Origin of the sequence: Candidatus Aramenus sp. CH1 (assembly GCA_022678445.1) — an archaeon.
GTDB lineage: Archaea > Thermoproteota > Thermoprotei_A > Sulfolobales > Sulfolobaceae > Aramenus.
Genome location: JALBWU010000015.1, coordinates 1 through 24,829 on the forward strand (window position 1 = coordinate 1; position 24,829 = coordinate 24,829).

At 48.8% G+C, this 24,829-nt stretch carries 30 protein-coding genes and 1 pseudogene; 18 read left to right on the forward strand and 13 right to left on the reverse strand.

Annotated elements, in window-relative coordinates; all coding sequences use genetic code 11:
• Positions 1-261: 261 nt before the first annotated feature.
• Positions 262-684, forward strand: coding sequence for a hypothetical protein (locus tag MPF33_10370; protein MCI2415625.1), 423 nt, complete (start codon positions 262-264; stop codon positions 682-684).
• Between the two features lie 189 nt (positions 685-873).
• Here the strand turns inward: MPF33_10370 and MPF33_10375 are convergent, their stop codons facing one another.
• Both MPF33_10375 and MPF33_10380 read right to left on the reverse strand, forming a co-directional pair.
• Positions 874-2,763, reverse strand: coding sequence for a hypothetical protein (locus MPF33_10375; protein MCI2415626.1), 1,890 nt, complete (start codon positions 2,761-2,763; stop codon positions 874-876).
• Between the two features lie 44 nt (positions 2,764-2,807).
• Complete coding sequence (locus tag MPF33_10380) at positions 2,808-3,683, reverse strand: mechanosensitive ion channel family protein (GenBank protein ID MCI2415627.1); 876 nt, start codon at positions 3,681-3,683, stop codon at positions 2,808-2,810.
• Between the two features lie 150 nt (positions 3,684-3,833).
• Between MPF33_10380 and MPF33_10385 the strand changes: the two genes are divergently transcribed.
• Complete coding sequence (locus MPF33_10385; protein ID MCI2415628.1) at positions 3,834-4,427, forward strand: hypothetical protein; 594 nt, start codon at positions 3,834-3,836, stop codon at positions 4,425-4,427.
• Between the two features lie 104 nt (positions 4,428-4,531).
• Positions 4,532-5,179, forward strand: coding sequence for a DUF3834 domain-containing protein (locus tag MPF33_10390; protein MCI2415629.1), 648 nt, complete (start codon positions 4,532-4,534; stop codon positions 5,177-5,179).
• Here MPF33_10390 and MPF33_10395 read toward each other — a convergent pair.
• A complete protein-coding gene (locus tag MPF33_10395; GenBank protein MCI2415630.1) occupies positions 5,176-5,895 on the reverse strand; it encodes a substrate-binding domain-containing protein in 720 nt (239 codons plus the stop codon). The genes MPF33_10390 and MPF33_10395 overlap by 4 nt on opposite strands.
• Before the next feature lie 194 nt (positions 5,896-6,089).
• Here MPF33_10395 and nadB point away from each other — a divergent pair, with 194 nt between their 5' ends.
• Positions 6,090-7,520, forward strand: a complete 1,431-nt coding sequence (nadB, locus tag MPF33_10400) for an L-aspartate oxidase (GenBank protein MCI2415631.1) — start codon at positions 6,090-6,092, stop codon at positions 7,518-7,520.
• A 6-nt stretch (positions 7,521-7,526) separates the two neighbouring features.
• Positions 7,527-7,991: a CoA pyrophosphatase gene (locus tag MPF33_10405; GenBank protein ID MCI2415632.1), complete on the forward strand. Its 465-nt coding sequence runs from the start codon at positions 7,527-7,529 to the stop codon at positions 7,989-7,991.
• Here the strand turns inward: MPF33_10405 and MPF33_10410 are convergent.
• Both MPF33_10410 and MPF33_10415 read right to left on the reverse strand, forming a co-directional pair.
• Positions 7,980-8,228 carry a hypothetical protein gene (locus tag MPF33_10410; GenBank protein MCI2415633.1) on the reverse strand — a complete coding sequence of 83 codons (249 nt, stop codon included), beginning with the start codon at positions 8,226-8,228 and terminating at the stop codon, positions 7,980-7,982. The genes MPF33_10405 and MPF33_10410 overlap by 12 nt on opposite strands.
• A gap of 78 nt (positions 8,229-8,306) precedes the next feature.
• A pseudogene (locus tag MPF33_10415) lies at positions 8,307-9,323 on the reverse strand (RuvB-like domain-containing protein).
• 151 nt (positions 9,324-9,474) lie between these two features.
• Between MPF33_10415 and MPF33_10420 the strand changes: the two are divergent.
• Entirely contained in the window at positions 9,475-10,320 is an 846-nt protein-coding gene (locus MPF33_10420) for a carbohydrate kinase family protein (protein MCI2415634.1), read from the forward strand.
• On the forward strand, positions 10,317-11,372 hold the full coding sequence (locus MPF33_10425; protein MCI2415635.1) for a DNA polymerase IV: 1,056 nt from the start codon (positions 10,317-10,319) through the stop codon (positions 11,370-11,372). The genes MPF33_10420 and MPF33_10425 overlap by 4 nt, the downstream gene beginning before the upstream one ends.
• On the opposite strand, the gene MPF33_10430 is transcribed toward MPF33_10425, so the two are convergent.
• Positions 11,349-11,780 (reverse strand): hypothetical protein, encoded by a 432-nt coding sequence (locus MPF33_10430; GenBank protein MCI2415636.1) that lies wholly within the window; start codon positions 11,778-11,780, stop codon positions 11,349-11,351. The two genes, MPF33_10425 and MPF33_10430, sit on opposite strands and share 24 nt — an antisense overlap.
• A 13-nt stretch (positions 11,781-11,793) precedes the next feature.
• On the opposite strand from MPF33_10430, the gene MPF33_10435 reads away from it, so the two are divergent.
• Positions 11,794-12,795 (forward strand): RNA 3'-terminal phosphate cyclase, encoded by a 1,002-nt coding sequence (locus MPF33_10435; GenBank protein ID MCI2415637.1) that lies wholly within the window; start codon positions 11,794-11,796, stop codon positions 12,793-12,795.
• On the opposite strand, the gene MPF33_10440 is transcribed toward MPF33_10435, so the two are convergent.
• The 5 genes from MPF33_10440 to MPF33_10460 are packed head-to-tail and all read right to left on the reverse strand — an operon-like array spanning position 12,776 to position 17,247.
• Positions 12,776-13,777, reverse strand: a complete 1,002-nt coding sequence (locus MPF33_10440) for an alcohol dehydrogenase catalytic domain-containing protein (protein ID MCI2415638.1) — start codon at positions 13,775-13,777, stop codon at positions 12,776-12,778. The two genes, MPF33_10435 and MPF33_10440, sit on opposite strands and share 20 nt — an antisense overlap.
• 11 nt (positions 13,778-13,788) lie before the next feature.
• Positions 13,789-15,072, reverse strand: a complete 1,284-nt coding sequence (locus MPF33_10445) for a glutamine synthetase family protein (GenBank protein ID MCI2415639.1) — start codon at positions 15,070-15,072, stop codon at positions 13,789-13,791.
• Between the two features lie 50 nt (positions 15,073-15,122).
• Positions 15,123-15,350 (reverse strand): hypothetical protein, encoded by a 228-nt coding sequence (locus tag MPF33_10450; GenBank protein MCI2415640.1) that lies wholly within the window; start codon positions 15,348-15,350, stop codon positions 15,123-15,125.
• A 33-nt stretch (positions 15,351-15,383) separates the two neighbouring features.
• Positions 15,384-16,145, reverse strand: coding sequence for a class I SAM-dependent methyltransferase family protein (locus tag MPF33_10455; protein MCI2415641.1), 762 nt, complete (start codon positions 16,143-16,145; stop codon positions 15,384-15,386).
• Positions 16,114-17,247, reverse strand: coding sequence for an amidohydrolase (locus MPF33_10460; protein ID MCI2415642.1), 1,134 nt, complete (start codon positions 17,245-17,247; stop codon positions 16,114-16,116). Before MPF33_10460 ends, MPF33_10455 begins: the two co-directional genes overlap by 32 nt.
• A 52-nt stretch (positions 17,248-17,299) precedes the next feature.
• Here MPF33_10460 and MPF33_10465 point away from each other — a divergent pair, with 52 nt between their 5' ends.
• From MPF33_10465 to MPF33_10495, 7 genes are read left to right on the forward strand one after another with little or no spacing between them, the layout of a single operon-like run.
• Positions 17,300-18,136 (forward strand): SIS domain-containing protein, encoded by an 837-nt coding sequence (locus MPF33_10465; GenBank protein MCI2415643.1) that lies wholly within the window; start codon positions 17,300-17,302, stop codon positions 18,134-18,136.
• A complete protein-coding gene (locus MPF33_10470; protein MCI2415644.1) occupies positions 18,117-18,356 on the forward strand; it encodes a hypothetical protein in 240 nt (79 codons plus the stop codon). Before MPF33_10465 ends, MPF33_10470 begins: the two co-directional genes overlap by 20 nt.
• Positions 18,357-18,360: 4 nt before the next feature.
• Positions 18,361-18,951 (forward strand): hypothetical protein, encoded by a 591-nt coding sequence (locus MPF33_10475; GenBank protein ID MCI2415645.1) that lies wholly within the window; start codon positions 18,361-18,363, stop codon positions 18,949-18,951.
• Positions 18,952-18,986: 35 nt separating this feature from the next.
• Entirely contained in the window at positions 18,987-19,712 is a 726-nt protein-coding gene (gene cobA, locus MPF33_10480) for a uroporphyrinogen-III C-methyltransferase (GenBank protein MCI2415646.1), read from the forward strand.
• Positions 19,713-19,720: 8 nt separating this feature from the next.
• Positions 19,721-19,864 carry a YHS domain-containing protein gene (locus MPF33_10485; GenBank protein ID MCI2415647.1) on the forward strand — a complete coding sequence of 48 codons (144 nt, stop codon included), beginning with the start codon at positions 19,721-19,723 and terminating at the stop codon, positions 19,862-19,864.
• Between the two features lie 21 nt (positions 19,865-19,885).
• Positions 19,886-20,722 (forward strand): xanthine dehydrogenase family protein subunit M, encoded by an 837-nt coding sequence (locus tag MPF33_10490; protein MCI2415648.1) that lies wholly within the window; start codon positions 19,886-19,888, stop codon positions 20,720-20,722.
• A 5-nt stretch (positions 20,723-20,727) separates the two neighbouring features.
• Positions 20,728-21,240: a (2Fe-2S)-binding protein gene (locus MPF33_10495; GenBank protein MCI2415649.1), complete on the forward strand. Its 513-nt coding sequence runs from the start codon at positions 20,728-20,730 to the stop codon at positions 21,238-21,240.
• On the opposite strand, the gene MPF33_10500 is transcribed toward MPF33_10495, so the two are convergent.
• The gene (locus MPF33_10500) at positions 21,185-21,748 is read right to left on the reverse strand and encodes a nucleotidyltransferase family protein (GenBank protein MCI2415650.1); all 564 of its coding nucleotides are present in this window, start codon (positions 21,746-21,748) and stop codon (positions 21,185-21,187) included. The two genes, MPF33_10495 and MPF33_10500, sit on opposite strands and share 56 nt — an antisense overlap.
• 33 nt (positions 21,749-21,781) lie before the next feature.
• Here MPF33_10500 and MPF33_10505 point away from each other — a divergent pair, with 33 nt between their 5' ends.
• Together MPF33_10505 and MPF33_10510 are read left to right on the forward strand one after the other, a co-directional pair.
• Complete coding sequence (locus tag MPF33_10505; protein ID MCI2415651.1) at positions 21,782-22,204, forward strand: carbon monoxide dehydrogenase; 423 nt, start codon at positions 21,782-21,784, stop codon at positions 22,202-22,204.
• Complete coding sequence (locus MPF33_10510) at positions 22,201-22,620, forward strand: carbon monoxide dehydrogenase (GenBank protein ID MCI2415652.1); 420 nt, start codon at positions 22,201-22,203, stop codon at positions 22,618-22,620. Before MPF33_10505 ends, MPF33_10510 begins: the two co-directional genes overlap by 4 nt.
• Here MPF33_10510 and MPF33_10515 read toward each other — a convergent pair.
• Positions 22,594-24,159, reverse strand: coding sequence for a GTP-binding protein (locus tag MPF33_10515; GenBank protein MCI2415653.1), 1,566 nt, complete (start codon positions 24,157-24,159; stop codon positions 22,594-22,596). The genes MPF33_10510 and MPF33_10515 overlap by 27 nt on opposite strands.
• A 61-nt stretch (positions 24,160-24,220) precedes the next feature.
• Between MPF33_10515 and MPF33_10520 the strand changes: the two genes are divergently transcribed.
• Complete coding sequence (locus MPF33_10520) at positions 24,221-24,739, forward strand: ZPR1 zinc finger domain-containing protein (protein ID MCI2415654.1); 519 nt, start codon at positions 24,221-24,223, stop codon at positions 24,737-24,739.
• Positions 24,740-24,829: the final 90 nt, after the last annotated feature.

The following is a 24,829-nucleotide window of genomic DNA, read 5'->3' on the forward strand; positions in this document are numbered from 1 at the left end:
TCCTCAATTTCCTCTGTTTACCCACTTGGGAAGAGCCTCACAACTGCGGTTTTGACGCTTCCGGAATTGCGGGAGTAATCTGGCTCCTCATCTTTAGTTCGCCAAAGAAAGTTCCATAAAAGGAAATCGTTTTCATGTTAAAACCTTAAACCCCGCCAAGCGAGGTTTGTCTTATTACTTATCAAAGTGAAGGTTCGGTCGTTCTGCGCTGTAATATCCAAACGTTTGTTTTAATAGCTTTTTACCTCCAACCTCTATATCGTGAAATTAGCAGAGGTCATATTTGAAATAGGAAAAGAGAACCCGCAAGATCTCGCAGAGGCCCTTGAAGGCAAAGTAGATAGCAAGGAAGTAGCCGAGATGAGACTAAAGGCAGCCAAGTTCTACTTAGAAAAGAGTAGGGGCGAGCTGGACGTTCCTGCGTTAGCCTCAGAGGACATGTATAAGGCAATATTAGAGGGAATAAAGGCGTTGAGGGCCTATTTCGAGGTACAAGGGGATTTGAGGGAGACCATTTCCCATTTAGAGGACATTCTCGGTAACTGGGTTAGGGAAGGTTGGGAGCTTGGCTTGAAGCTTCACTACGACGGCTACCTCTTCGAGAACATAGACTCCGCATACGCGACGGAGTACCTCTACAGAGTAGAGGACTTTTTGAGGAACTGCGAAATTGCCATAAGCTAGAGCAACCTTGTTACAAATAGCAAGAGCAAAGACAGGAAGGCTACCATAAATAGAGTCGTAATAGCTAAGAACAAGGCTAAATCAGAATATATAGGTCTTAGGTACGCAAGGAGTATTTGTATAGTATCGAGAACTTTGCTCATTAAAATTATGAGAATATTGACTCAAATAAAAATTTTCGTTGGCTTTTTACTTCTTCCTCGCGCTTCTCACAGCGAGTGCTATCACCACTATCACAAGGATAACTATTATCACTATGAACGCAACTACCGGAATTCCAGCGACGCTTTCTCTCAATAGCTGGTTCTCCAGGGTAGGTGACACAGAGACGCTGGTGGTTATTGCTTGGACTAACGGGTACAGTGAACCGGTCTGGTTCCACTCTAGGGCTAGCGCCATCGGATACTTACCAGGCGATACGCCAGAGCTTACGTCAACTACGAAAGTTACGTTAACCTCCTGTCCTGGACCAACGTCCCCCAAGTACGCTGTAGAAGCGGTGAGAGCGCTCAATGGGTTAGAGGAGCTGACGTAGGGATATATGACGTCAGATGAGCCCAGCCTGACTATTACGTTCTGCGCGGTAGTGTTACCTTCGTTCTTTAACGTTATAGTGACGGGGACTTGAGAAGAGCCCGGAGTGAGCGTGTAGTACGTCGCTACGACTTCGAACTCGGCCTTAGGGTACACTATTAAGTTGAAGGTCTTTTCCACCTCACCGCCATCGTAGACTAGTGTGAACTTTATGGGGTAATTGCCGGGACTAGTGTAGTTGGGCACGTTTATGAGGAACGTCACGTTAATTGGCCTTCCACTTGGAATTACTCCTAGCGAAACGTTGCTTTGTGACGTCACCTCAAAGGGAGAGGTAATCATTATGGAGGCGTTTTCCGCGTAACCCTGTCCGTAGTTGAGTATAACAGCCTCCACTCTCACGTCGTAATAACCTGGGAACACCTGCGGAGGTATTGTAAAGACGTCGACCGATATAGACGGCGAGGAAATCAGGACGGGCACGTCGTATACCGAGTTGACGTCGAAGTAGTGTACCTTCACGGGGATGTAGTATATCCCGCCCGTGGCGTTCGCGTAAACGCTTGCAGTGACTGTCCCCTCGTTGATCTCCCCTGCTGGGACTACGCCAAGACTTAAGGAGCTCTGCGCGAACTTAACTGGATACGTACTTTGGAAGTAGAGGGTAACGTTAGTAGCGTCCACGATGCCCAAGTTTCTCACGACTAAGGTCAAGGGTAGGTCGGTGCTTCCGGCTGAGGCGGTTATTGGTGAAGACGGGGTGCCCCAAACTGCGGTAATTGAGAAGTTTGTGTACCCGTTTACGTTAACGTTTAGGTTAGTCCTTAAGCTAGCTCCGTCGAAGTAGTTCACAGTGATGGGCACACTGTAGGTACCCAGGGTCGCGTTTGGGTAGATAGAGGCGTAAGTAGTTACCTCTACAGGCTCTCCCACGGGCAAGTACCCCACGCTTATTTTCTCTTGCTCGAACTTAAGTGGGAAGCTAGACGTGAGCTCTAGCGATACATTGCTGGCCATCACGTTACCTTGGTTTACCAGGATTATTGTCAGGGGAACGTTAGTTTCCCCTGGGCTTACCACCAATGGGGATGACGGGGAACCCCAGACTCCTTGCGCCGAGATCTGGACGTTTCCCAGTACTGGCACGGGGGCGTAGACCACGTATGAGGACGTGGTAGTGTTGACGTATAGAGACGCTTTATACACTCCGTCCTTCGCCGTGGGGGCTACGTTATAGATAAATGTCACATTTATTGCTTGACCCGTTTGCCACACAGGTATTGTGAGCTCGTCAGTGGAATTGTAGTAACTGTAGAGCTCGAAGGGGAAGGTTTGACGCGGGGAAATGGTGACGTTAACTAAAGTATTTCCAGTGTTTATTAGCGTGAAGGTTATTGGGACTTCCGTCTCCCCCGGAGCTATAAGGGTTGCGGGCTTAGCGTAAGCGAGGAAGCTCTGTCCGCTAACGCCTAACGTCAATGAGGACAAGGCAGGTAGGGCAAAAAACACGACTAAAACGGCTGAGACTAGTACGTTTCTTTGCATAGGAGGAAAAAGATATATCGAAATATTTAAGTTCTTCGAGTACCTCAACCGTTCTTTACCTGCCAGTAGGCTTTGTCGAAGGCCCTGTTGATGAGGTCTAAAATACCGTTGAGTTGTGTGATTTCTTGAAAATGTATAACCACGGAGAAGACGTTTGTCCCGCCGTTCTTATTGGTGAAGTAAATTTCTGGGAAGGGAAGTTTTGCCTTGCTTAACTCGTCCTTGATGTGGTTGTTTGCAAGGCTCAACACCTTTTCCGCAGGTACGTCCGCGTTAACGGTAACTTGGTACGTAAAGGTCAACGAGTTCTTTCCTTCCAACTTGGTGAAGACTGTATTTCCCAAGAAGGCCGAGTTTGGGATCTTGACCACGTTGCCATAAATCGTCCTAATCTCCGTGAAGAGTATGTCCACTTTTTCCGTTTCGCCGATAATTGGGGTCCCCCATATCCATGAGGTCAAAGATACAGCGTCACCTGGCCTCAGTGTCTTGCTGGTTGTCACTAGGAGTCCGGAAAGGATATTAGAGAGGAACGTCTGTGCTGCTAGGCCTATCGCTATTCCCGCTACTGCTCCGCCTATAGCCGCCCCTGTCAAGTTCACCCCGAGGGCTGAGAGAACTGCTAGGACTAGAATAGAGTAGAGGGCTATGTTTAGTATTAGCGATATCGTGTGCGCAGTAGACCTCTCAGTCCTAGAGAAGAGGTAAAGGGATATGACTTTCTGGACGATCCTGATTATTATAAATCCTCCTATCCCTACGATTACCGCGTTTATACCTAGGATCACGTCGTTGGAATAGGGAGCAATGATTGGTAAAAACTTCACTATTAGCTTGGTTATAACTCTAGCGAAATAGGCCACAACTCCCAAGGCTACTAGGATCACAAAGATCTTAATGACGTTATTTCGAGCCGACATGGTGGAAGTATGGGAAAAACGACTATAAAGTCTTTCTAGAAAATGTATATGATTCGAGAGAGAATCTTTTCACAACCGAAGGTTCGCGAACTACATTGACTGCCTGCGCGATTGGGGTAACTTTATAAGATAAGTTAACAAGTTCGTGCCGTGAAGTTCTTCAAGAAGGTTAAGAAGGAGAAAGACGTAAACGTTGCACTAGAGGTCTTCTCCGAGTTGGCTTCCTCTAGGCTAGCTCAACGTTTAAGTTATCCTCTGCTAACGCTGGAACTCAGGGAAGTTAACGGCGAGAAGGGTATCGAAATGGAATACCTAGGCGAGAGGGGTACAAGAAGCGCCAAGAACCTTCAAAAGGTGAAAGAGGCGTTGGCTTTTGAGGAGTGGATCCTTAACGTTGACCTGAAGGAGGAGCACGTGTTGGCTAAGGACGGCTTTGTGTACATAATAGACCATGGGCACGCGTTGACCGCGTGGAAGCCCTTGTACTACGTCCAACAGATTATCGACTCACCGGTGGCTAGGTTCAACTTGTGGAGCGACCAAGAGTCGTTCATGGAGGGCGTTAGAAACATCAGGGGAGTTAATTACGACGAAGTTAGGAAAGTTCTTTTGGACTCCGCCAAGGAGGTCTTGGATGCTAACTTCTGTAAACTGATGAGTAGCCAAGTCGCAGAGGAGAACGTTGAGCTCAGCTTGAGGATACTCAAGTACCGTGCGAGGATATTAGACCGTTTATACAACTGAACTTCGGGATCTCCTCAAAATAATATTATTACTTATGAAGAAAGAAAAAGATTATCAGTTCTATATAAAAAAGATTTATAAGGAGATAGGTATATGTGTTACCTATGAGAATCCAAGCAGCACCAGGTCCAGTTTCCTATCCAATAATAGCCTCGACTCTGAAGAACAAGAGCGTGGAGGTAACCTTCGGCAAGGAAGGCGGGGAAAACGTTGACGTAGTTTTAGACTCTACCGTGTCGTTGGCTAGGAGGAACTTAAGGATAGACTATGTGACGATAAGGGGGTTAATGGTCATACACCCAGACATCGGCAAAAGAATAGGCGTCTGGAGAAAGGGCAGCGCAGCCGACGTCCTTACTAGGGCTTTGTTAGCAAAGAAAAGCATAAGCTCCGAGCTAGTTTACGCGGACGAGATACCTCAGTTGATGGCTCTACTTAAGGATGGAAAGGTCGACAGCGTAGTGGTGCCCTCGGCCTTAGCCAAGGGAAAGACTTTCGAGGACCTACTCAACGTTCCAGGGAGTTGTGGAGCTACTGTATTTAGAAACGAGGAAGAGTTCGTGAGACTCTATAACGAGGGGATAGAGATAATGAGGCAAGACCCGGAGGGGAGTGCACAGTACGTCTTATCCAAGTTGCCCATTAAGGTGCAGAAGGAGTTCATCATAGGCAGTATAATGAACTCTAAGGTCGAAGTAATTAAGCTCCATAGCGACGTGGAGTTCAAGAACTTGATAAGGGAGTTTATTTAGACAACCTTAAACCCGTACCTTCTGTAGATTTCCCTAACTTGAGGCCTTTTCAATATATTAAAGACCGCCTCAGCCTCCCTTCCAGCTCCCTCCAAGAGAGCAAAGGCTAGTCTAGACGTTCTGTTTTTCTCGGGTACAACGTGTTTGAAGCCCCAATAAAGGGCCTCAGTCCTCCACATCACCCCAGCCTCAATGTCGCCCAGCTTTAGCATGTTGGGTATTTCCCTGTGGTGTACAGCAGTTAGGTAGGCCCCTAAGTGGACTAGCTCCTCGTAATTGCCGCAGCTCTCCTCATAGATCTCCATGAACAGCTTGCCAATTCCTTCCGTCTTAGGGTTAGGTATCGCTATCCTTTTTCCCTTTAATTCGCACCAGTTCTTGATTGGTTGACCTGAAAACACTATGGCCAAGTCGTTTTCGACGTAGTCGAACTTCTCTTTCACTTTCAACCCCTTAAGCATGGAGGGTGGAAGGGACACTATCTCGGGCTTTAACGAAATTAGCAAGTTACCTATCTTTAACGGCTCACCCTCAGCTCTTTTTCTTACTATTCCAGGGGGTATGGTCTCCACGTAGACATTCAATCCCTCTCTTTCTATGTACTCTATGAGGTCCTTGACTACGAACCACTGGTTTCCCGCAAATGACATCCTCACTCCAGAGATGTCACCCCATAAGTCCTCTAGGTTGTCGAAAAGTGGTAAGTTTAGCTCCATAAATTCTTGTGGGGAATATTAAGTAAAAAACTATACTGCGACGAGTTAAGGTTACCGAATAGCGTTATACTTAGGGGGAATACTTACGGGTTTTAGCGGAGCTGTAAAGCAGGACTTTAGAGGAACCTAAAATAAATAAAGACCTTTTTTATTATAGAAAAGATTTTATATCATTGAACACATGTTCGGAAAATATGGTTCTGGTTATAGGGACTGGAATAGCCGGTCTTTCCGCGGCAGTGTCGTTAAAGAAGGCGGGTCTAAGGGTAAAGGTAATAACAAAGAAGTTGACCGGGGGTTCCACTTACATAGCCAAGGGTGGCCTAGCTGCTGCCGTGGAAAAGGATGACTCTCCTGAAATCCACGCTAAGGACACGTTGATAGTAGGGGACGGGCTGTGCAACGAGAAGGCGGTGTACTACGTGACAAAGGAGGCCCCAAGGGCTGTAGAAGTGTTGGAAAGCTGGGGGTTTAGGTTCGCAGACGACCTTAGGCTTGAGGGGGGCCACTCGAGGAGGAGGGTACTGCACAAGACCGACGAGACGGGGAGGGACATTTTCGACTTTCTAATGGCGAAGCTCAAGGAGGTGGAAGTTCCACTCTTAGAGGACAGGGTAGTGGCGTTGAAGATATCGGACGGAAAGGTAGAGGGAGTAATAGCTGAAAGGTCTGGGGTCATTTACGACGACAAGGTAGTTCTCGCTACTGGGGGCTACGCCTACCTCTTCAAGTACACTTCAAACCAGCCGACAAACGTGGGTGACGGCATGGCAATGGCCTTCAGGGCGGGAGCCCTCTTATCTGACATGGAGTTCGTCCAGTTCCATCCCACTGTTACTAGCGTAGACGGAGAGGTATTCCTGTTGACCGAGACTTTGAGGGGAGAGGGGGCAATACTTGTCAACAGTAGAGGGGAAAGGTTCGCCTTCAAGTACCACGAGAAAGGTGAGCTGGCACCGAGGGACGTGTTGTCTAGGGCAATTTACTCTGAGCTACTTAAGGGAGAGAGGGTGTACATGGACTTGACTAAAATCTACGACTTCGAAAGAAAGTTCCCGGTGCTCAACAAGTTCCTCAAGAGACATGGCTTAAGTCAGTCAAGCAAGATACCAGTGTTCCCGGGCGCCCACTTCGTAGATGGAGGGGTAAGAGTCAACTTAAGGGGGGAGACCAACGTGAAAGGGCTCTATGCCATAGGAGAGGTGAGCGACACCGGCCTCCACGGGGCAAACAGGCTGGCCAGTAATTCCTTGGCGGAGGCCTTGGTCTTCGGAGTAAACCTATCAAGTTTCATAGACAAGTGGGAGGGCCTATATGTGGATGACGGGGACGTAATAGGAGTAGGGCTGAGGAAAGGCAATAGACTCTCTATAGAGGAAATAAGGAAGACTAATTGGGAGAACGTGGGAATAATAAGGAACGAAGAGAGGCTCGAGAAGGCCGTTTCGGTCTACTCCAATGCCGATACTTCCTCGTTAGACGAGGAGGCAAACGCTGCGTTAGTCTCCCTTCTAACTGCCATAGCTGCGAAGACCAGGAAGGAGAGTCGTGGAAACCACTTTAGGGAGGACTTTCCGCAAAGGGACGAGAGGTGGAAGAAAAGGATATATTTCAAGGTAAAATAGAAATATATGGATTGCGAAGCCGCGGTAGTGCTGATAGTCGACGGTAAAAAGTTCTTGGTAGTGAAGAGGGCGGAAAGGCCAGGAGATCCTTGGAGCGGGGACATGGCCCTCCCTGGGGGGAGGGTAAAGCCGGGGGAAAGTTGTATGGAGACGGCGTTAAGGGAATGCAAGGAGGAAATAGGGTTTAGTCCCGAAATACTCGGCTTCCTTGGCTATTACTCCCCAAATAACGTGAAAGTGAAGGTATCTGCGTACTTGGGAAGATATAAGGGCGAGAAAATAAGAATAAATAAGGATGAAATCTCAGCCTACTTCTGGGTTACCAAGGAGGAATTAAAAGAGGGGGACTCGGCCTTCATTTACAAGGGATATAGGATATGGGGAATGACCTACAGGATACTAAGAGACTATATTCAGTCCGGCAACGACCATTTCATCGCTCAAATTCGTCGCCAATCATCACTTGAGTAATAAGTTCTCATACTCCTTTACGTATTTAACGCTTCTCTTGACGTCTACGAACAAGTTAAACGCCTCTCTAACGTCTTCCATCTTCACCACGTTTCTTCCGTTCCTCTTCGCTATTATACTGGAGGGTTCCAGCAACTGCACCGCGTACCTTAAGCTCTCCTCAGTCCCTATCTTCGTTAGCTCCTCTAAAGTCTCGTTGTCCAGCTCGATCTCTAGCTCGTTAGCCCTTATTTTCACGATCTCCCTGATCTCCTCTGCGTTATATGGCCTCGTCGGGATAATCAAGAGCCTGTCCAGCAAGTCCAGGGATATGCCGTGGGGAGACTCTACGTCAGTCCCCCTTATTTTCGTTAAACCCCTGTTGGTGGCGAGTATTAGGATTGGAGCGAGCTCCGACTCCAAGGCCTTCGTCAGGAAGGAGTAGGACTCTATGTCTAGCATATGGGCGTCGTCTATGAACAGGACTCCTGGTAGGAGTTCCGCATTTCCCTTCCCTACTATGTCCTTCACTGTCTTGTCTACTTGCTTCCTTACGTCGTCAGTTATCTCCTTTTCCGTCCAGAGGGAGAAGATTGCCGATAGGGAGATGTTCTGTAACGCCAGGTTTAGGTCCAAGTCGTGGAGCGTGACGGTAGTCACGAGTTCCTTCTCCTTCTTGACTGCACCGGAAGGCACTTCCACAGTCCTGCCTATGTCGTAGTGTACAGAGCCCTTTGCCTTCCCTACCCTAAACACCTCCCCAGTCTGGGCGTCTATCCAAATAACGTCCCCCTTTCTCACGCCCAGCCTAGCTATTTGCTCGGCAACGGCGTCTCCAGCTGTAAGCTTCATTTGGTCGTCCTTTGTGGCCAAGGTGATCTCAACTTCTCTAGGAACTTGGTAATACGGGTTCAGCCTGCTCCTGGCCACCTTGACCTTTAGCTCCTTAACCTCTCCCTCGTATACTAGCCTCTTCTCCCTTAGCCTTACGCCTATTGACTTCCTTATTGCCTGGGTCAGAATCTCGGTCTTCTTCAGCTCGGTGGAGTAGACCTCGGAGGCGTTAATCATGGTAAACGGAGTTCCTTCGCCTAGCTCCTTCGCTATTGCCACCGCTATTGCGGTTTTTCCAGTGCCCGGAGGACCTACTAAAAGTACTCCTTTTCCAGCCATTTTGCCCTCTTTGATGAGCTGGACTACTATCCCTGCAGCTTCCCTTGCTTCAGTCTGGCCCACCATCCCGTCTGCCCTGAAGATGGCTTTTCCCTTCTCGTCTAGTCCTAGCCCCGTTATGTGGCTGTGGATACTTGCCTTTTCCTTCTCTATTTTCCTAATTTCCTTTATTTCTACCATCGTGGATTCAATAAAGATTTTGAGGATAAGTTTTTGAAATTAACTTTCGATCACTCCCTTAAGTTACACAGTGTTATAAACTCTTAATAGCTAAAGTACAATAGTGATGAAGACCTTTGAGCCTGAAAAGTGAAGAGGTGGCGGCTAACTGATGAAGCCCATACACTTGAGCGTCGGCAAGTTCAACGTTGACGTAATAGTGAGGCTGGACAAGTTTCCAGAGGCCGACTTCTCGGTGAACACTGACGTATTTGAGATTCTCCCTGGGGGCTCTGCCACAAACTACAGCGTGGCTGTGAACAGACTAGGCCACACCTCGAAGTTACTGTCCAAGGTAAGCAAGGACTACGTGGTAAAGCCTCTAATGGCGAGGCTTGCTGAGGAAGGGGTAGGTTTGGACTTAGTGGAAGAAGTGAACTCCCTCCCGAATTACGCCTTAATCCTCCTAAGGAAGGACGGCGGAATATCGATAGTCAGGAGGACCATAGACCAATTGCTCCCCACTGCCGAGGACGTGAAGAAGTACAACGGCATATTCGACGTAGTCCACTTCGCGTCTATACATCCTAGCGTGGTGACAAGGGTTTCGAAGATGATAACTTACGACCCCGGGGCTTACTCTAAGTATTACGAAGGGGAGGAAGTGGACGTACTGTTCGTCAATAAGAAGGAATACGAGGACGTTAAGGGGAAGGCAAATGCAAAGCTCTTAGTAGTGAAAATGGGAGGAGAAGGAGCAATGGTGGTAGGCGAGGGCGAAGAGTGTTACTCGGAGGCGATTAAGACAGACGTAGTTGACACAACGGGGGCCGGTGACGTCTTTGACGCAGCGTTTAACGTGTTTTACTTGGAGAAGAACAGTCTAGAGGACACGCTTAAACTAGCTAACGTAGCCGCGGGAATTAAGGTCTCCAGGATAGGCGGTACTAGCTCACCTACATTAGAGGAAGTGATGCAAAAGTTAAAAAAGACAAGCGTTAAGACTAAATGTAAATGATCGTAGCTCTGGCCGACATAGACTACTTCTTTGCCCAAGTTGAGGAGATCCTCAACCCTTCCCTTAGAGGAAAGCCAGTCGTGGTCTGCGTTTACTCTGGAAGGACTAAGGACAGTGGAGCTGTGGCAACTGCAAATTACGAGGCCAGGAGGCTGGGCGTTAAGGCCGGTATGCCTATAATAAAGGCGAAGGAGATAGAGCCAAACGCAGTTTACTTGCCAATGAGAAAGGAGCTTTACAAGGAGGTGAGCAAGAGGGTCATGTCGATCCTGGCCAAGTACGCGGACAAGGTTGAGGTCGCCAGCATAGACGAGGCGTACCTAGACATCAGCGGAAAGGCGAGGAACTACGACGAAGCTTACGCCTTGATGAAGAAGATGAAGGAAGAGGTCAGGGAGAGGGAGGGACTAACCATGACCGTCGGCGTTGCCCCCAACAAGGCCTTTGCCAAGGTCATTGCAGAGAGGAGTAAACCCAACGGGCTTGGAATACTAAGGGAGGAGGAAGTCCCCCAGTTTATTTCCACCCTCGACATCTCCGAAGTACCCGGCGTAGGGAAAGTGCTAGAGGAGAGGCTAAGAGGAATAGGGGTTAACAAGCTAGGTGACGTGTTGAAGGTAAACGCGGAAAGTTTGGTTAAGGCGGTGGGCAAGAAGAAGGCTAACTACTTGTTGTCCTTGGCCAACAACACCTATAACGAGCCGGTAAAGGAGAGGAAAGTAAAGCACCAAGGGAGGTACGTGACCCTCAAGTCCAACACGAGGCAGTTGGAGGAAATCCTCCCCTACCTAAGGAGGGCCATAGATGAGGCCTATGCCAAGGTCGATGGGATACCCAAGAGCATTGCGGTGGTAGCTATAATGGAGGACCTCGACATAGTCAGCAGGGAGAAGAGCTTCACCTATGGCCTGGACAAGGTGAAGGCGTTGGAAGAGGCGAGGAAGTTACTCGAGAAGATACTCCAGGAGGACAAGAGAAAGCTAAGGAGGGTAGGCGTAAAGTTAGGGAAGATATACAAGTCGACCACTCTAGACAAGTTCTTCAATCTTTAAGTCGCTTAAGGTTAACTTTGCCTTTATCTCACCGTACTTGTTGACGTAGTTTAAGTATCCCACGACTCCCCTGTCCATAGTTTCAGGCTTGTTCTTCACCTTTATGTTGACGAAAAAGGGTATCCTAGGGGTTACAAGGATCTTGGGAAGCCTAACTTGCTTCCTTATTTCGTCGAAGGCCTCCTTAACGCGATACGCCTCTACTACCCCCTTGTCCCCCTCCACAACCTTTATGGAATTAACCTCCTCGTACTTGTCAAGAATTAACACGAACCTAGCGAGGTTCCCGCCAACAACGTCCTCGTAAAAGTTCAACGCTAGGAGGTAGTTCTTCTGTCTCGCTATCGGTATAGCGAAGAACTCCTCGTGGCCTATGACGTTGAGTATAGGCTTAATTTTGATCTCCATACTACAACATAGTATGATCGAGATAGATGGGTCTTTCGGCGAAGGTGGAGGAGAGATTCTACGAACTTCCCTTACGCTCTCAGCCCTCACTGGCAAGCCCTTTAAGCTGTACAACATAAGGGCTAAAAGGGAAAAACCCGGGTTACAAAGACAACATCTCGCGGCCGTGAGGGTAGTGAAACAGTTGTGTAACGCCGTGACTAAGGGCGATTACCTGGGCTCAGCTGAGCTGGTGTTCACCCCGGGGAGGCCGCTGGAGGAGGGGGAGATAACCTACGACGTAGGGTCTGCGGGGAGCGTGACTTTGATCTCTGTCGCTGTTATCCCCATATTGCTCAACAGAAACGTGAAGTTAACGTTGATAGGCGGTACCGACGTTCCCAAGTCTCCTCCCATTGACTACATTAGACTAGTTTACATGAGGATCTTGGAAATGATAGGCATAAAGGGCAATGTAATCTTGGTGAAAAGGGGACACTACCCCAGGGGAGGGGGCATAATTAGGCTAGAGGACTTCAGGGGAGACCCGCATAAGTTTGAGATCACCAAGTTTGGCGAGTTGCAGAAGGTCATCGGCATTGCCCACGTGTCCTCCCTTCCCCAGCACATAGCGGAGAGGGAAAGGAGTTCCGCAGTTCAAGTTCTCAGGAGAATTACAGATAACATAAAAATAGAAGTGGACGTCAGGGTCAACGAAAGCGAGGGCACTGGAATAACGTTGGCCGCAATAGGAGAGAGCATGATGGGGGCTGACTCACTGGGAGAGAAGGGAAAGAGGGCGGAGAAAGTAGGGGAAGAAGCTGCGATCTCCCTTATCTCGGAACTTAAGAGCGGAGGGGCAGTTGACAGTCACATGTCCGATATGTTAATGGTTTACGCTGGTCTTTTTGGTGGAATATTTGTCGGGGCCAAGCTCACTTCCCACGCCAGCACCAATTACGAGATAGTTAAGAAGTTCGTTAATAGGCAAATAGAGGTTAAGGATGACTCTCCTTTCACATTTGAGGCAAAATGACCGCCCTACCTACTATTCTCCCTGAAATGAGGTCGTCTATCGCTTGGTTTATTTCGCTTAACAAGTAGGGGACGGCAAAGGTCTTGAGTTTCCCCTTCTCGTACATTTCCTTTACTGCAAACAAGTGCGCTTTTTTGCCGTACAAGATTCCCCTAATCCTAAGCCCCCTTAGGACTAACAGCTGTTCCGGTACCTTTAACGTTCCTCCGAACTCCCCCACTATCCTAAGCTCGCCAAGCCTGTTCAGCATCCACGGCAACTCGTTTAACGTTAAGTCGCTCCCAATGAAGTCGATTACGTAGTCGAACTTCCTTGTGCTTGCCTTCTCTGAGAGATCCCTTGCGTACTCTCCTTTCGTCACTATAATTTCGTCGGCCCCTAGTTCCTTCATCTTCGATAGTTTAGCCAAGTTCCTCCCAACCACGGTTACCTCTGCTCCAAAGCTCTTCAGTATCTGAAGGGCAAGTAAGCTCACGGCCCCTGTGCCCAAGATAGCCACCTTCTCTCCGCTTCCTATGCCCTCCGAGGCGTGATATGCCGTAATACCGGCGTCAGCTAATGGGGCCAAGTTGACGGGGTTTCCCTCTACCTTAACCAGGTTGTCCTCGTCTGGGACCTTGACGTACTCCGCAAAGCCCCCATCTTCGTGAACTCCGAGGACTTTTACCTTTTCGCAGTACTGGTAGTAGCCGGCCCTGCAGTACTTACATGTGTTGCAACCAAACGCGTTATAGACAAGCACCTTATCTCCCCTCTTTACCTTTTTTCCTCCAGCCACTACCTCCCCCACGATCTCGTGGCCTAGGATCCTCCCCTCCTTAACGTATATATCACCTTCCCATTCCCCCATTATTACGTGTACGTCACCATGGCAAAGGCCTGTTGCAAGCACTTTTAGTAGAACTCCTCCATCTGGCTTTGGATTTTCCACTTCCTTTATCGTGAGGGGCTTTCCCACACCGCTAAATACCGACGCCTTCATTTTCGGTCACGCTACCAACCTGCCTTGAGGTAAGCGTCTAGTTCCCAAGGGGTTATGTAAGCGTTGTAGCTTTCTATCTCCCTCTTTTTGAGCTCCACGAATGACGACACAATCTCGTTGCCCAGTGAGTACTTTAGGTAGTTATCCCTCTCCAACTTATTCAACGCGTCGTTTATGTCCTTAGGTAGTTCAGCTGTGACCGAGTTAACGTCAACGTCCAGGTTCCTCTCTATTCCGTCGATGCCAGCGAATATTATAGAGGACAACAACAAATACGAGTTGGCCAAGGGATCGGCTAGCCTGAACTCCAAGAGGCCAGTGTCCTTGAAGTTGCTCGGTACCCTTATTATGAAGTGCCTTTCAGTGCCTATGCCAGCTAAGTTAGGCGTTATTAGCTCCCTAAACCTCTTGTACGAGTTTATGGTTGGAGCAGCAAAGCTGATTATTGCGCCCAAGTGCTCTAGTACTCCGCCAATGAAGTTGTAGACTACCTTGTTGAGTCCAATGCCCTTGTTGTCCGACAGGTCAATAAGGGGCTTTCCATTAGAGTCCTCTAACATAAAGTAGATGTCCATACTGCTTCCGGGCCTGTCTGCGAAGGGCTTGGGCATGTACGTGGCAAAGTACTTGTAGAGCCTCGCTGTGTCCCTTATGACTTCCCTAGCTGTGATCAAAGAGTCTGCAGCTTCCAACGCTTCCTTTTTGGAGAAAGTTATCTCGTACTGCCCCGGTCCGTAGTGCTTGTTCACCATTTCCACTTGAATGCCCACAGCCTCTAAGTACTTTATTACGTCCCTCAGGAAGTTCTGCTCTTCCATTAGCCCCTCCGGCGAGAAGGCCTTAGCGTAATCAGCTGGGAACACGCCGTTCTCGTTTCTGATGAGGTAGAAAGTGGGCTCAAAGGCTACGCTAAGCCTAAAACCCAGTTCCTCTAGTTTCTGTAACGCCCTCCTCAGCAAACCTCTACTGCACAGCGGGTAGGGGGTCTGGTCTGAGTTATTCAGATAGGACAGCACTCTGGCAGTCCTCTCGAGGTAAGGTAATATAATGAAGGTGGAAGGATCGGGGACAGCAATAACGTCTTCATATCTGGACTTGACGGGAGTGTCCTTGTAGTCGAGCAAAACCAGGGATTCTGCGTAGGGTACTCCCCCTGACTCCTTAAGCATTAGGATCTCGAACTCTGCCCTCCTCAAGGACCTACCTCTGACGTTTCCTAGGAGGTCGATAAACTCGACCCTTACGTAGTCTATCCTACCCGACTTCAGTGCCTCAATTACATCTTCCCTTGACAATTTATTCCCTAAAAACCCCAATGGGCGTGTGGAATAAAAATATTGCACATCTAGAGGAGAGAGTACATTATCTCTCCTGCGAACGATACTGCGTTACTGTACTCCGTGAATATTCCCTTCCTCACTAAGTTGCCCATGAAGAAGAGTTCGACCACGTAAATGTACTCGTAATTTTTCCTAGACACCTTTCTCCTCCGGAACTTTACCACGTAGTTTCCCACTTCGACCCTCTTCTTCTGCGATACGTTATATCCTAGTATCATTTTGTCAATGTCCATTACCAAAATCCTTCTTTTTAAAATTTATAAACGTTATTCCCTTATGTCGAGAACAACGTGGTACCTCGACGGGCTCACGCTTCTCACTACCCTGCCGAAGAAGGCCTTTTGGTACTCTTTCATGGCCTCCTTGACGGGATCCTGGTCCTTCTTTACCTCTACCTCAACGAAGAGGTGAATTACTCCACCTTTCTTTACCTTTTGCCTTGCCACCTCATAGGCTTCCCTGTGCTTTTCGGGCAAGGGGGATATCACCCTGTCCACCTCCTCCACGTCGTATACTCTCTTGAAGGCGTCACCGTACATTGGGATCACATTGTAGGTCCTGTTCAAGTTGACGTTTACCAACATAAAGTAATACGCGTACGGGTTTAGGTCCATGGAGTAGACTACTTCTGGGTCTCCTAGCTTTGCCGACAGGATCGAGAAAGGCCCAAACCCCGCAAAGAGGTTTATCACCTTTTCTCCCTTCTTCGCTTGTTTAGCTACCCTCAAGTGTTCGTAGCTCAAAGTCTGGGAGAAGAAGACCTTGGTGAAGTCGAGGTAGTATAGGCAACCGTGTTCCTTGTAAATTGTGGCGCTCCTCTTTTCCCCCGCTATGTGGTAGTAGTCCGTTAACCTATATTCCCCCCTTGTATTCCTGTACCTTCCCCAGACAGACTTGACGTACTTGTGCTCTCTCATGATTTCCTCAGCATATTCCCTCAAGTCCTCTGGCGACTTTCCAAAGGGTATTCCAATTATGACTATGTCTCCCACTATTTCAATTCTTTTCCATACTTCTGTACTTTTCATCAACCTCCTCGATCCTCCCCTGTGCTTCCTCTATATCCTTGGTTCCGACGTTTAGGGGTATACCTCCGTCCAGAACGACCTCTCCCTTTACTATCGACGTCTCAACGGTGTAAGAGGAATACACAAGGCTCTCGTAGGGGCTATCGAGGTCTAAGGGGTATGACGGGGGCTCGGTTAACTCAAACACTATCACGTCCCCGACGCTCCCCACCTTTAGGGCCACGTTCATGCCTAACTGGGAATACCCCCACTTTGTGGCAGACTTGAACGCCTCTTCCGGAGTCAAGAGTAGCCTTAAGGTGGCGTAGCCGAGTTCAGACCTGATGTCGTACTTAGGAGAGATGTCGAGGGAGATGGACGGCTTCAAGGCACCTAAGGTGAACTTGCACACCTCGTAGGTTGGGGTAAAGGACACTTGTATCCCTGTCTTCTTAACGAGCTCGAAGTCCTTCCTTGACGCCCCTCCCAACGCGATGACGTTCTTTGGTATGTCCTTGAACCTGGAGAGGTCGACGGATCTCTCCACTAGCACGGGAACTTTGTACTCTCTAGATATTCCAAAGACTTCCTCCGCCTCTCCCTCGTCGCACAGCCTCAGTAACACCTTATTCTCCTCGCTGGTCGACCACCTGGAGTAGAGGGTCTTGAACTCCTTCTTCCAGTCCCCCTTTGCCCAGCTACACCCAGCGCTCACCGCAAGCAAGGGGTTTAACCCAACTGCGTTTACAGCCCTAGCGGAATGTTCCGGCTCCGGGTCAGCCACAACTACCGTGGTTACGCCTGTTTTAAGCAGGTGATAGCTGGCTAATAGTGAAAAGTAGTAGAAGTCCTTGTCGTTCATAACCGAAATTAAGTCGTTAACGTTGACCTTTCCAGAGAATATCCTGTACCTAAACGGGTAAAGGAACAAGAAGGTTTGGAGGCTTACGAACCCTGGGGAAACTATCCTGTTGTTTCCGCCAATGGATAGCTCGGCGTTCTCATAGTCCTCTGGTTGCTCCCTTGATATAACCTCAACCCTCTCGCCGTTTACTCCTATGTAAATGTTTTTAAGCGGAGCGTCGTCCGTCATTGCTAGAGCAGCCTTCAGAAGAATCCTCAAAGCATATCACCTAGTCGGTCAAGATTTAAACCGCTTAGGGACTATTAAATTCATGGATTACGTCAAGCTCATGGAGGAGGAACTCAACGCAAACTACAGGGTTAAAGCCGACATACAGCTAGAGGAAGCTTACGTAACGGGGGCTGGCGACTCCTATGCTGTATCTCTTACCATTCAAGAGAAGACAGGAGGTAGGTTTAGAGCGGTTGATCCATACGACGCCATCAATTACAGGATAGACAAGCCATTAGTAGTCGTCTCCGTGTCAGGGAGGCCGAAGAGCAATGTCATTCTAGCAAAAAGGCTCAGGGGAAAGGTGAAGGTAATAGCAGTCACCTCTAACTTGGACAGCGAGCTGGCCAAAGTTGCCGACCACGTTGTGCATTTGCCCTACAAGCCAAAGGCTACGTTGCCCGGAACGCTTTCCTTCCTAATGTCCCTAAGTGCAGTCTACTCAATCGCAAACGCTGAAGAAGATAAGGGACAAGGGGACGAAGTACCTCTTAGTCACCCGTTCTTTGTGGGAAAAGGGGAGAACTTCGGAATCGCCTACTTCGCCTACCTTAAGATGGCGGAGGTCTTCGGGGAGAGGTCTGGGTACGAGAGGCTGGAACAGTTCTGTCACTCTCCCATATTTTCCTCAAGGGGTTCCACACTCGTGCTCTTAACCTCGGGGGACGAAAGGGAGAGGGAACTGGCAAACTTGATAGATTTCACCGGCGTCTACTCTACCCGTTGCAAGGGGGCCTTCTGCAACGCCAAGGCAATAATAAGGTCTGTGGTCTCAGAAATGAAGAAGAGGAACTGGAACAGAGTGTACTTTACCGAGGACTCAAAAATATTAGCCATTAGTTCGAGAATGATATATGATGAAGGAGCTAGACCTTAGTCAACAATCTGGAGGCTGTGGTTCCAATAGCACGTCAGTTAGGCTTATGCGTTTCTGGCTAGAGAGCGGGGGTAATCAGACAGTTAAGATCATAGCTCAACAGGGAGTTCAAGCAGACGAAGTAGAGATGTGGGCTACAGTAATGCAGGAGAGAGGAGTGAAGGTTCTTAAGAAGGAGTTAGTGGACGGCAAAGTAGTCTACGAAGTGTACCTGCCGTGAGACCATGAACATCTCAACAAAGGTAGCTTTTTACCTATCGTTGATTCTCTTGGCTTCATCAGCCATTGCATACGTTGTTGGAGACCCATTGACTAGGCTCCTCTCCTATCAAGGTCCAATACTGGGAGGAGGACTCCTTGGGTGGTATGTGCTAAATTCCTCTGTACCTAAAGACCAAGTGGTAGAAGTTGACGGTAGCTTGATGCCGGCAGTTTCCTACATTTTGAGGAAGAGAGCATGGGTGGCCTTTGTCGCGTTTTCAGCCCTAGTAATACCTTGGCTAACTCCTCCAGTAGCGGTTGCAGTAGAGCGGAGCATTGCTTTTTCAATTACTGCTTTCATTTCTCAACTAGTGGGGGGTTTCGTTTTAGGGTATTTCATATCCTCACTGAAGTTCATGGAGAAGGTCGTGCTCTTTAGCTTGGGCTTCGCTGGAGACATATTCTACGTCATGTTGCTTTACATATTCTCCACTTTGTTCCAAGTTTCTGAGTCAGTGTTAGTGAACGACGTCCTTGGTTTCATATACGGTATAAAGTTCACCGAAGGAATAGTGTTTGCCGTTTACGTTATAAAGAAAGTTAACGCCATATGAAAACTTATTTTTGTAACGGGGTTGATTTTGGAGTCGTGAAAGGGAAAGTATACTTAGTAGGGGCTGGACCAGGGGACCCTGAGCTGATAACGGTTAAAGGTCTTAAAATCCTGGAGATGGCTGACGTAGTTGTCTACGACAGGCTCATTCCAAGGGAGTTGTTGGCCAAGTGCAAAAAGGATGCAGAGCTCATATACGTGGGAAAGGGAGTCGGGGAGTCAGAAACCCAGAGCGAGATCAATGAGATCTTAGTTGAGAAGGCCAAGGAGGATAAAGTAGTTGTGAGGCTGAAGGGTGGTGACCCATACGTCTTTGGAAGGGGTGAGGAGGAGTGCTCCTACGTAATCGAGTCAGGTCTAGAGTGCGAGGTGGTACCGGGCATTACAAGTGCCATAGCTGTCCCTGAGTACGCGGGAATACCAGTGACCAGCAGGTGGTACTCCTCGGGTTTCTCCGTAATTACGGGCACTAGGACTGGCGGGCAGGTTATAGATAAGGACTACATCCCAAAGAAGGGTACTATAGTTGTCCTCATGGGCGTAAACAGGGCGGAGGAGCTACAGAAGGTACTCGCCGAGGTCAGAGACCCAGAGACCCCAGTTGCTGTAATACAAGAGGGAACTACTGCCTCCCAGAGGGTCTTTGTGACCACGCTCTCTAAGCTTAGCAGTACGGTAAAGGAAAACAACGTTAGGTCTCCCGCCGTAATAGTAGTGGGGGATGTCATTAAACTAAGAAATAAATTGTGGAAACTGTCCTAGTAAATCATATGAGAGACCCCGTTTGCGGTGAGGAAGTAAAGACCACTGCCTACAAATACACCTATAAGTCTGTCACGTACTACTTCTGTAGTCCCATGTGCATGGCCGAGTTCAAGAAGAACCCCGAGAAGTACATAAAAAACATTAAATAACACGTCGTTCTGATTACCATTATGTATCCGCCAAAAATAGGCTACGTTATCCCTGACAACCTCGCTGAGGCCTTGGAGTTCCTCGAAAAGCGCGACGACGCTAAGCCCTTAGCTGGCGGACATAGCCTAATACCAATGTTAAAGCTGAGGCTTTTGAGGCCGTCTTACCTTGTAGAAATAAGGAGATTGCAAGAGCTCAAGTACTTGAGGAAAGAAGGGGCTCAATACTCCATAGGGGCCTTGTCCACGCACTACGAGATCTCAAAGGTGAATGTACCCCTCTTGAGCGAGACTGCTTCTAAGATCGGTGACCCGCAAGTGAGGAACATGGGCACAATAGGCGGTAGCGTATCTCACCTAGATCCCTCCGCCGATTACCCTGCAGCGCTTATAGCCCTAGACGCTAAGGTCAAGGTGGTTGGGACTAAGGGGGAGAGGGTAGTAGACTTTGCTTCCTTTGACAAGGACATGTTTACCCCTGACCTAAACCAGGGGGAGTTGGTGAAGGAGATACTCGTTAACGACTACTCCGGGTATAAATACTCTTATCAGAAGCTAGAGAGGAGGGCAGGGGACTTTGCAATAGTAGGTGTTGCAGTTCTCCTCAAGGTCGATGGGGAGGAGATTAAGGACGCCAGGATAGGCCTAACTGCCGTGAACACAAAGGCTGTGAGGGCCACCGAGGCGGAGAACGTACTAAAGGACAAGATCAGTGAGAAGACCATTGAAGTAGCATCTGATCTAGCCGTAAAGTACGCCAACCCCACATCCGACATAAGGGGAACAGCTGAGTATAAAAAGAAGGTGACCAAGGTAATGACTAAGAGGGCAATTTTGACAGCCCTAGGCAAGAGGTGAACGAAGTGAAGGTGTACGAAAAGGACCAGAAAGTGAAAATCCACTTTAAAGTCAATGGCCAAGACGTAGAGTACGAGACTGAGCCAAGGAAGTTGTTAGTCCACGCTTTAAGAGAACTGGGATTCACGGGAGTCCACATAGGTTGCGACACCTCCCACTGCGGTGCATGTACCGTAATAATGGACGGGAAGTCCGTGAAGTCCTGCACAGTACTTGCAGTTGAGGCTGACGGCTCCGAGATCCTCACAGTGGAGGGACTTGCTAAGGACGGGAAGCTCCACCCCATCCAGGAGGCGTTCTGGGAAAAGCACGCACTTCAGTGCGGTTACTGCACCCCTGGGATGATAATGGAGGCGTATTGGCTTTTGAAGGAGAAGCCTGACCCAACTGAGGAGGAAATAAGGGAAGGCATATCGGGCAACCTATGTAGGTGCACTGGGTACCAGAACATAGTTGAGGCCATTAAGTCAGCATCTCAGAAATTGAGGCTAGGTCAGACTCCCTATCAACGTCAATGAGGACTTCTTTTCCAGCCTCAACTTCACAAACGTCTTTTCTTTTTGGGAGAATTGCTTTCGCCCCCACGTCTCCCGTTAACTTGAGTACTTCGTCAAAAAGGGGCTTCCCCAGGAGAACTGGGTTTCCCCACTCGCCCTTGTAAGTGGGCACTATGGCACTACAGGAATCGCGGTACGACGAAACTATCTTGGCTGTGAGGTCTCTAGTTATAAGGGGCATGTCGCCTAGGAGGACTAGCAACGCGTCGTAAGAGTAGAAGAACTGAACGCCTAACTTCAACGATGTGCTTAGCCCCTCTTTCCACCTCGGGTTGTAGATGACAACCTCGTCCTTCAAGAGCTCCATAACCTCCTTCCAGTACTTCCCTACCACGACCACCCTTTCCGCGGTGGGCACAGCATCCAATACCCTTAGGATTATTTCCCTCCCCTTGACCTTTACCGTGAGCTTGTTGCCCCCAAACCTCTTCCCCTCTCCGGCGGCCAAGATTACTGAGCCTACCCTCATCAAAAATATATTCTTTAGACACTATAAGAGGTTATGAGGTTCCAAGGGGCCGTAGAAGTAAAAGCAAGTAAGGCCCAGATCATGGAAACGCTAAAAAACTTGGAAGCCGTAGCCACGTGTTTCCCTGGAATCAAGGAGGTTAAGAAGGACGGAGAAGAGTACAAGGTAGTTGGTACTGCGGGAATTGGTTTCGTCAAGGGCGAGTACAAGGCTACGGTGAAGTTCACGAAATCCACTGAGGACGGGTTTGACCTTTCGGCAAAGGGGACAGGCATGAACAGCAACGTTGACATCCTAGCCCAAGTAAAGGTCTCTGAGGGCAAGATAGAGTACGACGCGGACGTAAAGGTATCAGGGGTTCTAGCGTCCGTTGGGAGTAGATTAATGGAGCCAGCGGTGAAGAAAATGGTGAACGATCTATTTGACTGCTTAAAGCAGAGGATTGAGGGAAAATGAACGAGGTAGTGGGCACTAGGAAGATCAAGGACAAGGACAAGGTCTTGCAGGCGCTGAGCGATAAGAAGACCCTGCTGGGCTGTACGCCAGGGGTTAAGGAGATCGACGGGGACAAGTTTACTGCTCAAGTTAAGGTTGGGCCGCTAAACGTGGAAGTGGAAGGAATCCTCAAGGAATTCAAGGTTAGCGGGAGCGAAGTTTCTAACTTGATGGAAGTCACGGGTCCCGGTATCGTCGTTGTAATAACCACCTCAGTGAAGGTATACGACGATCACTTAGAGTGGAAGGCATCCTACGACATCACAGGTCCCCTTGCCAGGGCAATTAACAACACCATTGACCGAAAGGCAAAGGAGATCGCTACGGAAATAGTGGAGTGCACGCTTTCCTCAGCCAACGTCAGTGACAACTCCTAGGCCCCTAGTCCTTCCCTCCCTAAAGATAAATATCTGGCCCTTCTCGAGGAACTCCGGCCTGTAGAGGAAGGCTAACTCCACCTCAGCTGTGTCCCCAGACCTTAGAAGCCCCTTTGAGATCTTGGTGAACCGAGCAGCTTGCCTTATCGTATAGAGGTGCACAGTGGCCACGTAGCCCTCCTTTATCGTAGTGGGGTGGTGAAGGACTATGACCTTTGCCTTGAACTTCTCGGTGGCCCTTGGCTTTTTAGTTGTGATTACCATTCCCTTTCTTAGAAGTTCCCTCTCCACCCCCTGTACTGCAAACGTGGCTATGCTACCCGACTCGGCCCTGTCCACGAACACCCTGTTGACTTGAATGGTCTTCACCCTAGCTTGTACAAAGTCGCCTAGTTTCGTTGGCCCTATAAACACCTCTTGGTTCGCCTTGATAGTTCCCCTCACCACAGATCCAAGCACCACTGTGCCTACACCTTGCACGTTGTATATCTCGTCGATGTAAACTAGGGGGTCCTCCGTCGGCGGGAACACCCTTCTAGGAGGAAGCATGTAGAGGAAGCTCTTGAGCTTGTCCAGACCTAGCCCAGTGACGTTAGATATCAGGAAGATGGGGACTACTCTGCCAGTCCTTATGCCGACTATGGCGTTGAGTATGTCGTCCTCGTCCTCGACCGTCATGGTGAGCCTGTTTATCCCCGGGATCTTCAACACCTTTTTAATGTCGTCTATTATCCCTTCAACCCTTTCCTTTGGGAACTTGTCGACCTTCGTAATGACGACGAATATGGGGAACTTTAGTACCGACGCCACTGCCAAGTGCTCTTTGCCCATGGTGCTTAGTCCGTCGTCCGCCCCAACTACCAACATGACGTAATTTATGTCGTATCCCATTAACCCCTTCAAGGTGGTTCTAAGATACCTCTCGTGCCCGCCAAGGTCTATGAGCCTCACTATCTTGGTGCTGTTCAACGTTACGTCAGCCTCGTCCAGCGGGTCCCTCAAGGAGTAGTTGGCTATCTCTCCTTTGTCGTTGAAGCCGAGAATCCTTATCGTTATCGAAGAGGTTCTCCCGCTTATTACCTCGTGTAGGTACCTAGCTATAGAGGCCCTAAGGCTACCGTTGCCGTCGTCTAGCTTACCCGAGACCAAGGTTCCGGTCAACGTGCTCTTGCCCGCGTTTACGTGTCCCATCACAGCCACGTTAACTTGGATCGGTATGTCCTCCTTGTGGACGCGTATCAGTAGCTCCGCTACGTACTTTGACTTCTTTACTTCAATGAACCTCTTGTGTACCACTTTGGCGTTTATCATGCTTGCGATCCTTTCGAGGACGCTTATGGTCTTTTCTATCTCCTCCATTTCGAGCCCTATCACGTTCCCGTCGTCGCTAACGCCTATTACGTATATTGCCTCCCCTCCTCCCTCCTCAATCCTAAACTTCATCTGGGAGGCTAACTGTTGCAATCTATCCTCGGAGATCTCGCCGAGAATAAGCTTATATTCTATCTTCCCAATATCATTCTCCTGTGGATACCTCATCGTTGTGCTTATCTCAAATTAAATTTACTTGGAACTACCAAATAAACTTTGGTTGGTCGAAATGGAGCCCCAAGTGATTTTCAAGGAGAAACTGAAGTGTCCCGTTTGCGGTAAGGAGACCCTTAACGCCGTGGACTACCTATACGACACGGGAGAGACTGGAAAGTTAGTCCTATCTAACTGGTACTGCGAGTCGTGCGGTTATAAGTATAGGGACGTCAAACCTTACGAGACCTACGTGCCCAAGAGGATAGAGCTGGACGTAGAGAGCGAGGAAGACCTTAGCGTTATAGTATATAGGTCAGCTTTTGCCACGCTTTACATCCCTGAGCTCGACCTAGAAGTTTACCCGATGAACGCTTCCCAAGGTATAATATCCACTGTAGAGGGACTCCTGGAGGACGTCCTTGACCACATCGGGAAATACTGCGAGGAAAACAACGTTTGTGAGGACGTAAAAAAGGCGATGAAGGGGGAGATCAAGTTCAAGTTAATTATAGAAGACCCATCGGGGTTAAGCTTCGTGAAGAGCAAAAAAGCGAAACTGACCTCCTCCCCGCCCTGCGAGGGTTCTGCATAGGTCTAAGGCGTTACTCCCCTTTAAGGGAGATACTCCGTGATGTGAAGAGAAAGGAAAGAGCCAAAGCGTTGACAATCTTCTTCACTCCTA

Bases quoted from the DNA above. Each gene is read 5' to 3' on its own strand.
- MPF33_10515 (MCI2415653.1), bottom strand. From the start codon at position 24,159: ATGAGGTATCCACAGGAGAATGATATTGGGAAGATAGAATATAAGCTT.
- MPF33_10425 (MCI2415635.1), top strand. From the start codon at position 10,317: ATGATCGTAGCTCTGGCCGACATAGACTACTTCTTTGCCCAAGTTGAG.
- MPF33_10440 (MCI2415638.1), bottom strand. From the start codon at position 13,777: ATGAAGGCGTCGGTATTTAGCGGTGTGGGAAAGCCCCTCACGATAAAG.
- MPF33_10450 (MCI2415640.1), bottom strand. From the start codon at position 15,350: ATGGACATTGACAAAATGATACTAGGATATAACGTATCGCAGAAGAAG.
- MPF33_10490 (MCI2415648.1), top strand. From the start codon at position 19,886: ATGTATCCGCCAAAAATAGGCTACGTTATCCCTGACAACCTCGCTGAG.
- MPF33_10465 (MCI2415643.1), top strand. From the start codon at position 17,300: ATGGATTACGTCAAGCTCATGGAGGAGGAACTCAACGCAAACTACAGG.
- MPF33_10485 (MCI2415647.1), top strand. From the start codon at position 19,721: ATGAGAGACCCCGTTTGCGGTGAGGAAGTAAAGACCACTGCCTACAAA.
- MPF33_10380 (MCI2415627.1), bottom strand. From the start codon at position 3,683: ATGTCGGCTCGAAATAACGTCATTAAGATCTTTGTGATCCTAGTAGCC.
- MPF33_10395 (MCI2415630.1), bottom strand. From the start codon at position 5,895: ATGGAGCTAAACTTACCACTTTTCGACAACCTAGAGGACTTATGGGGT.
- MPF33_10500 (MCI2415650.1), bottom strand. From the start codon at position 21,748: ATGAGGGTAGGCTCAGTAATCTTGGCCGCCGGAGAGGGGAAGAGGTTT.
- MPF33_10420 (MCI2415634.1), top strand. From the start codon at position 9,475: ATGAAGCCCATACACTTGAGCGTCGGCAAGTTCAACGTTGACGTAATA.
- MPF33_10455 (MCI2415641.1), bottom strand. From the start codon at position 16,145: ATGAAAAGTACAGAAGTATGGAAAAGAATTGAAATAGTGGGAGACATA.
- MPF33_10390 (MCI2415629.1), top strand. From the start codon at position 4,532: ATGAGAATCCAAGCAGCACCAGGTCCAGTTTCCTATCCAATAATAGCC.
- MPF33_10470 (MCI2415644.1), top strand. From the start codon at position 18,117: ATGAAGGAGCTAGACCTTAGTCAACAATCTGGAGGCTGTGGTTCCAAT.
- nadB (MCI2415631.1), top strand. From the start codon at position 6,090: ATGGTTCTGGTTATAGGGACTGGAATAGCCGGTCTTTCCGCGGCAGTG.
- MPF33_10510 (MCI2415652.1), top strand. From the start codon at position 22,201: ATGAACGAGGTAGTGGGCACTAGGAAGATCAAGGACAAGGACAAGGTC.
- MPF33_10430 (MCI2415636.1), bottom strand. From the start codon at position 11,780: ATGGAGATCAAAATTAAGCCTATACTCAACGTCATAGGCCACGAGGAG.
- MPF33_10375 (MCI2415626.1), bottom strand. From the start codon at position 2,763: ATGCAAAGAAACGTACTAGTCTCAGCCGTTTTAGTCGTGTTTTTTGCC.
- MPF33_10435 (MCI2415637.1), top strand. From the start codon at position 11,794: ATGATCGAGATAGATGGGTCTTTCGGCGAAGGTGGAGGAGAGATTCTA.
- MPF33_10475 (MCI2415645.1), top strand. From the start codon at position 18,361: ATGAACATCTCAACAAAGGTAGCTTTTTACCTATCGTTGATTCTCTTG.
- MPF33_10520 (MCI2415654.1), top strand. From the start codon at position 24,221: ATGGAGCCCCAAGTGATTTTCAAGGAGAAACTGAAGTGTCCCGTTTGC.
- MPF33_10405 (MCI2415632.1), top strand. From the start codon at position 7,527: ATGGATTGCGAAGCCGCGGTAGTGCTGATAGTCGACGGTAAAAAGTTC.
- MPF33_10505 (MCI2415651.1), top strand. From the start codon at position 21,782: ATGAGGTTCCAAGGGGCCGTAGAAGTAAAAGCAAGTAAGGCCCAGATC.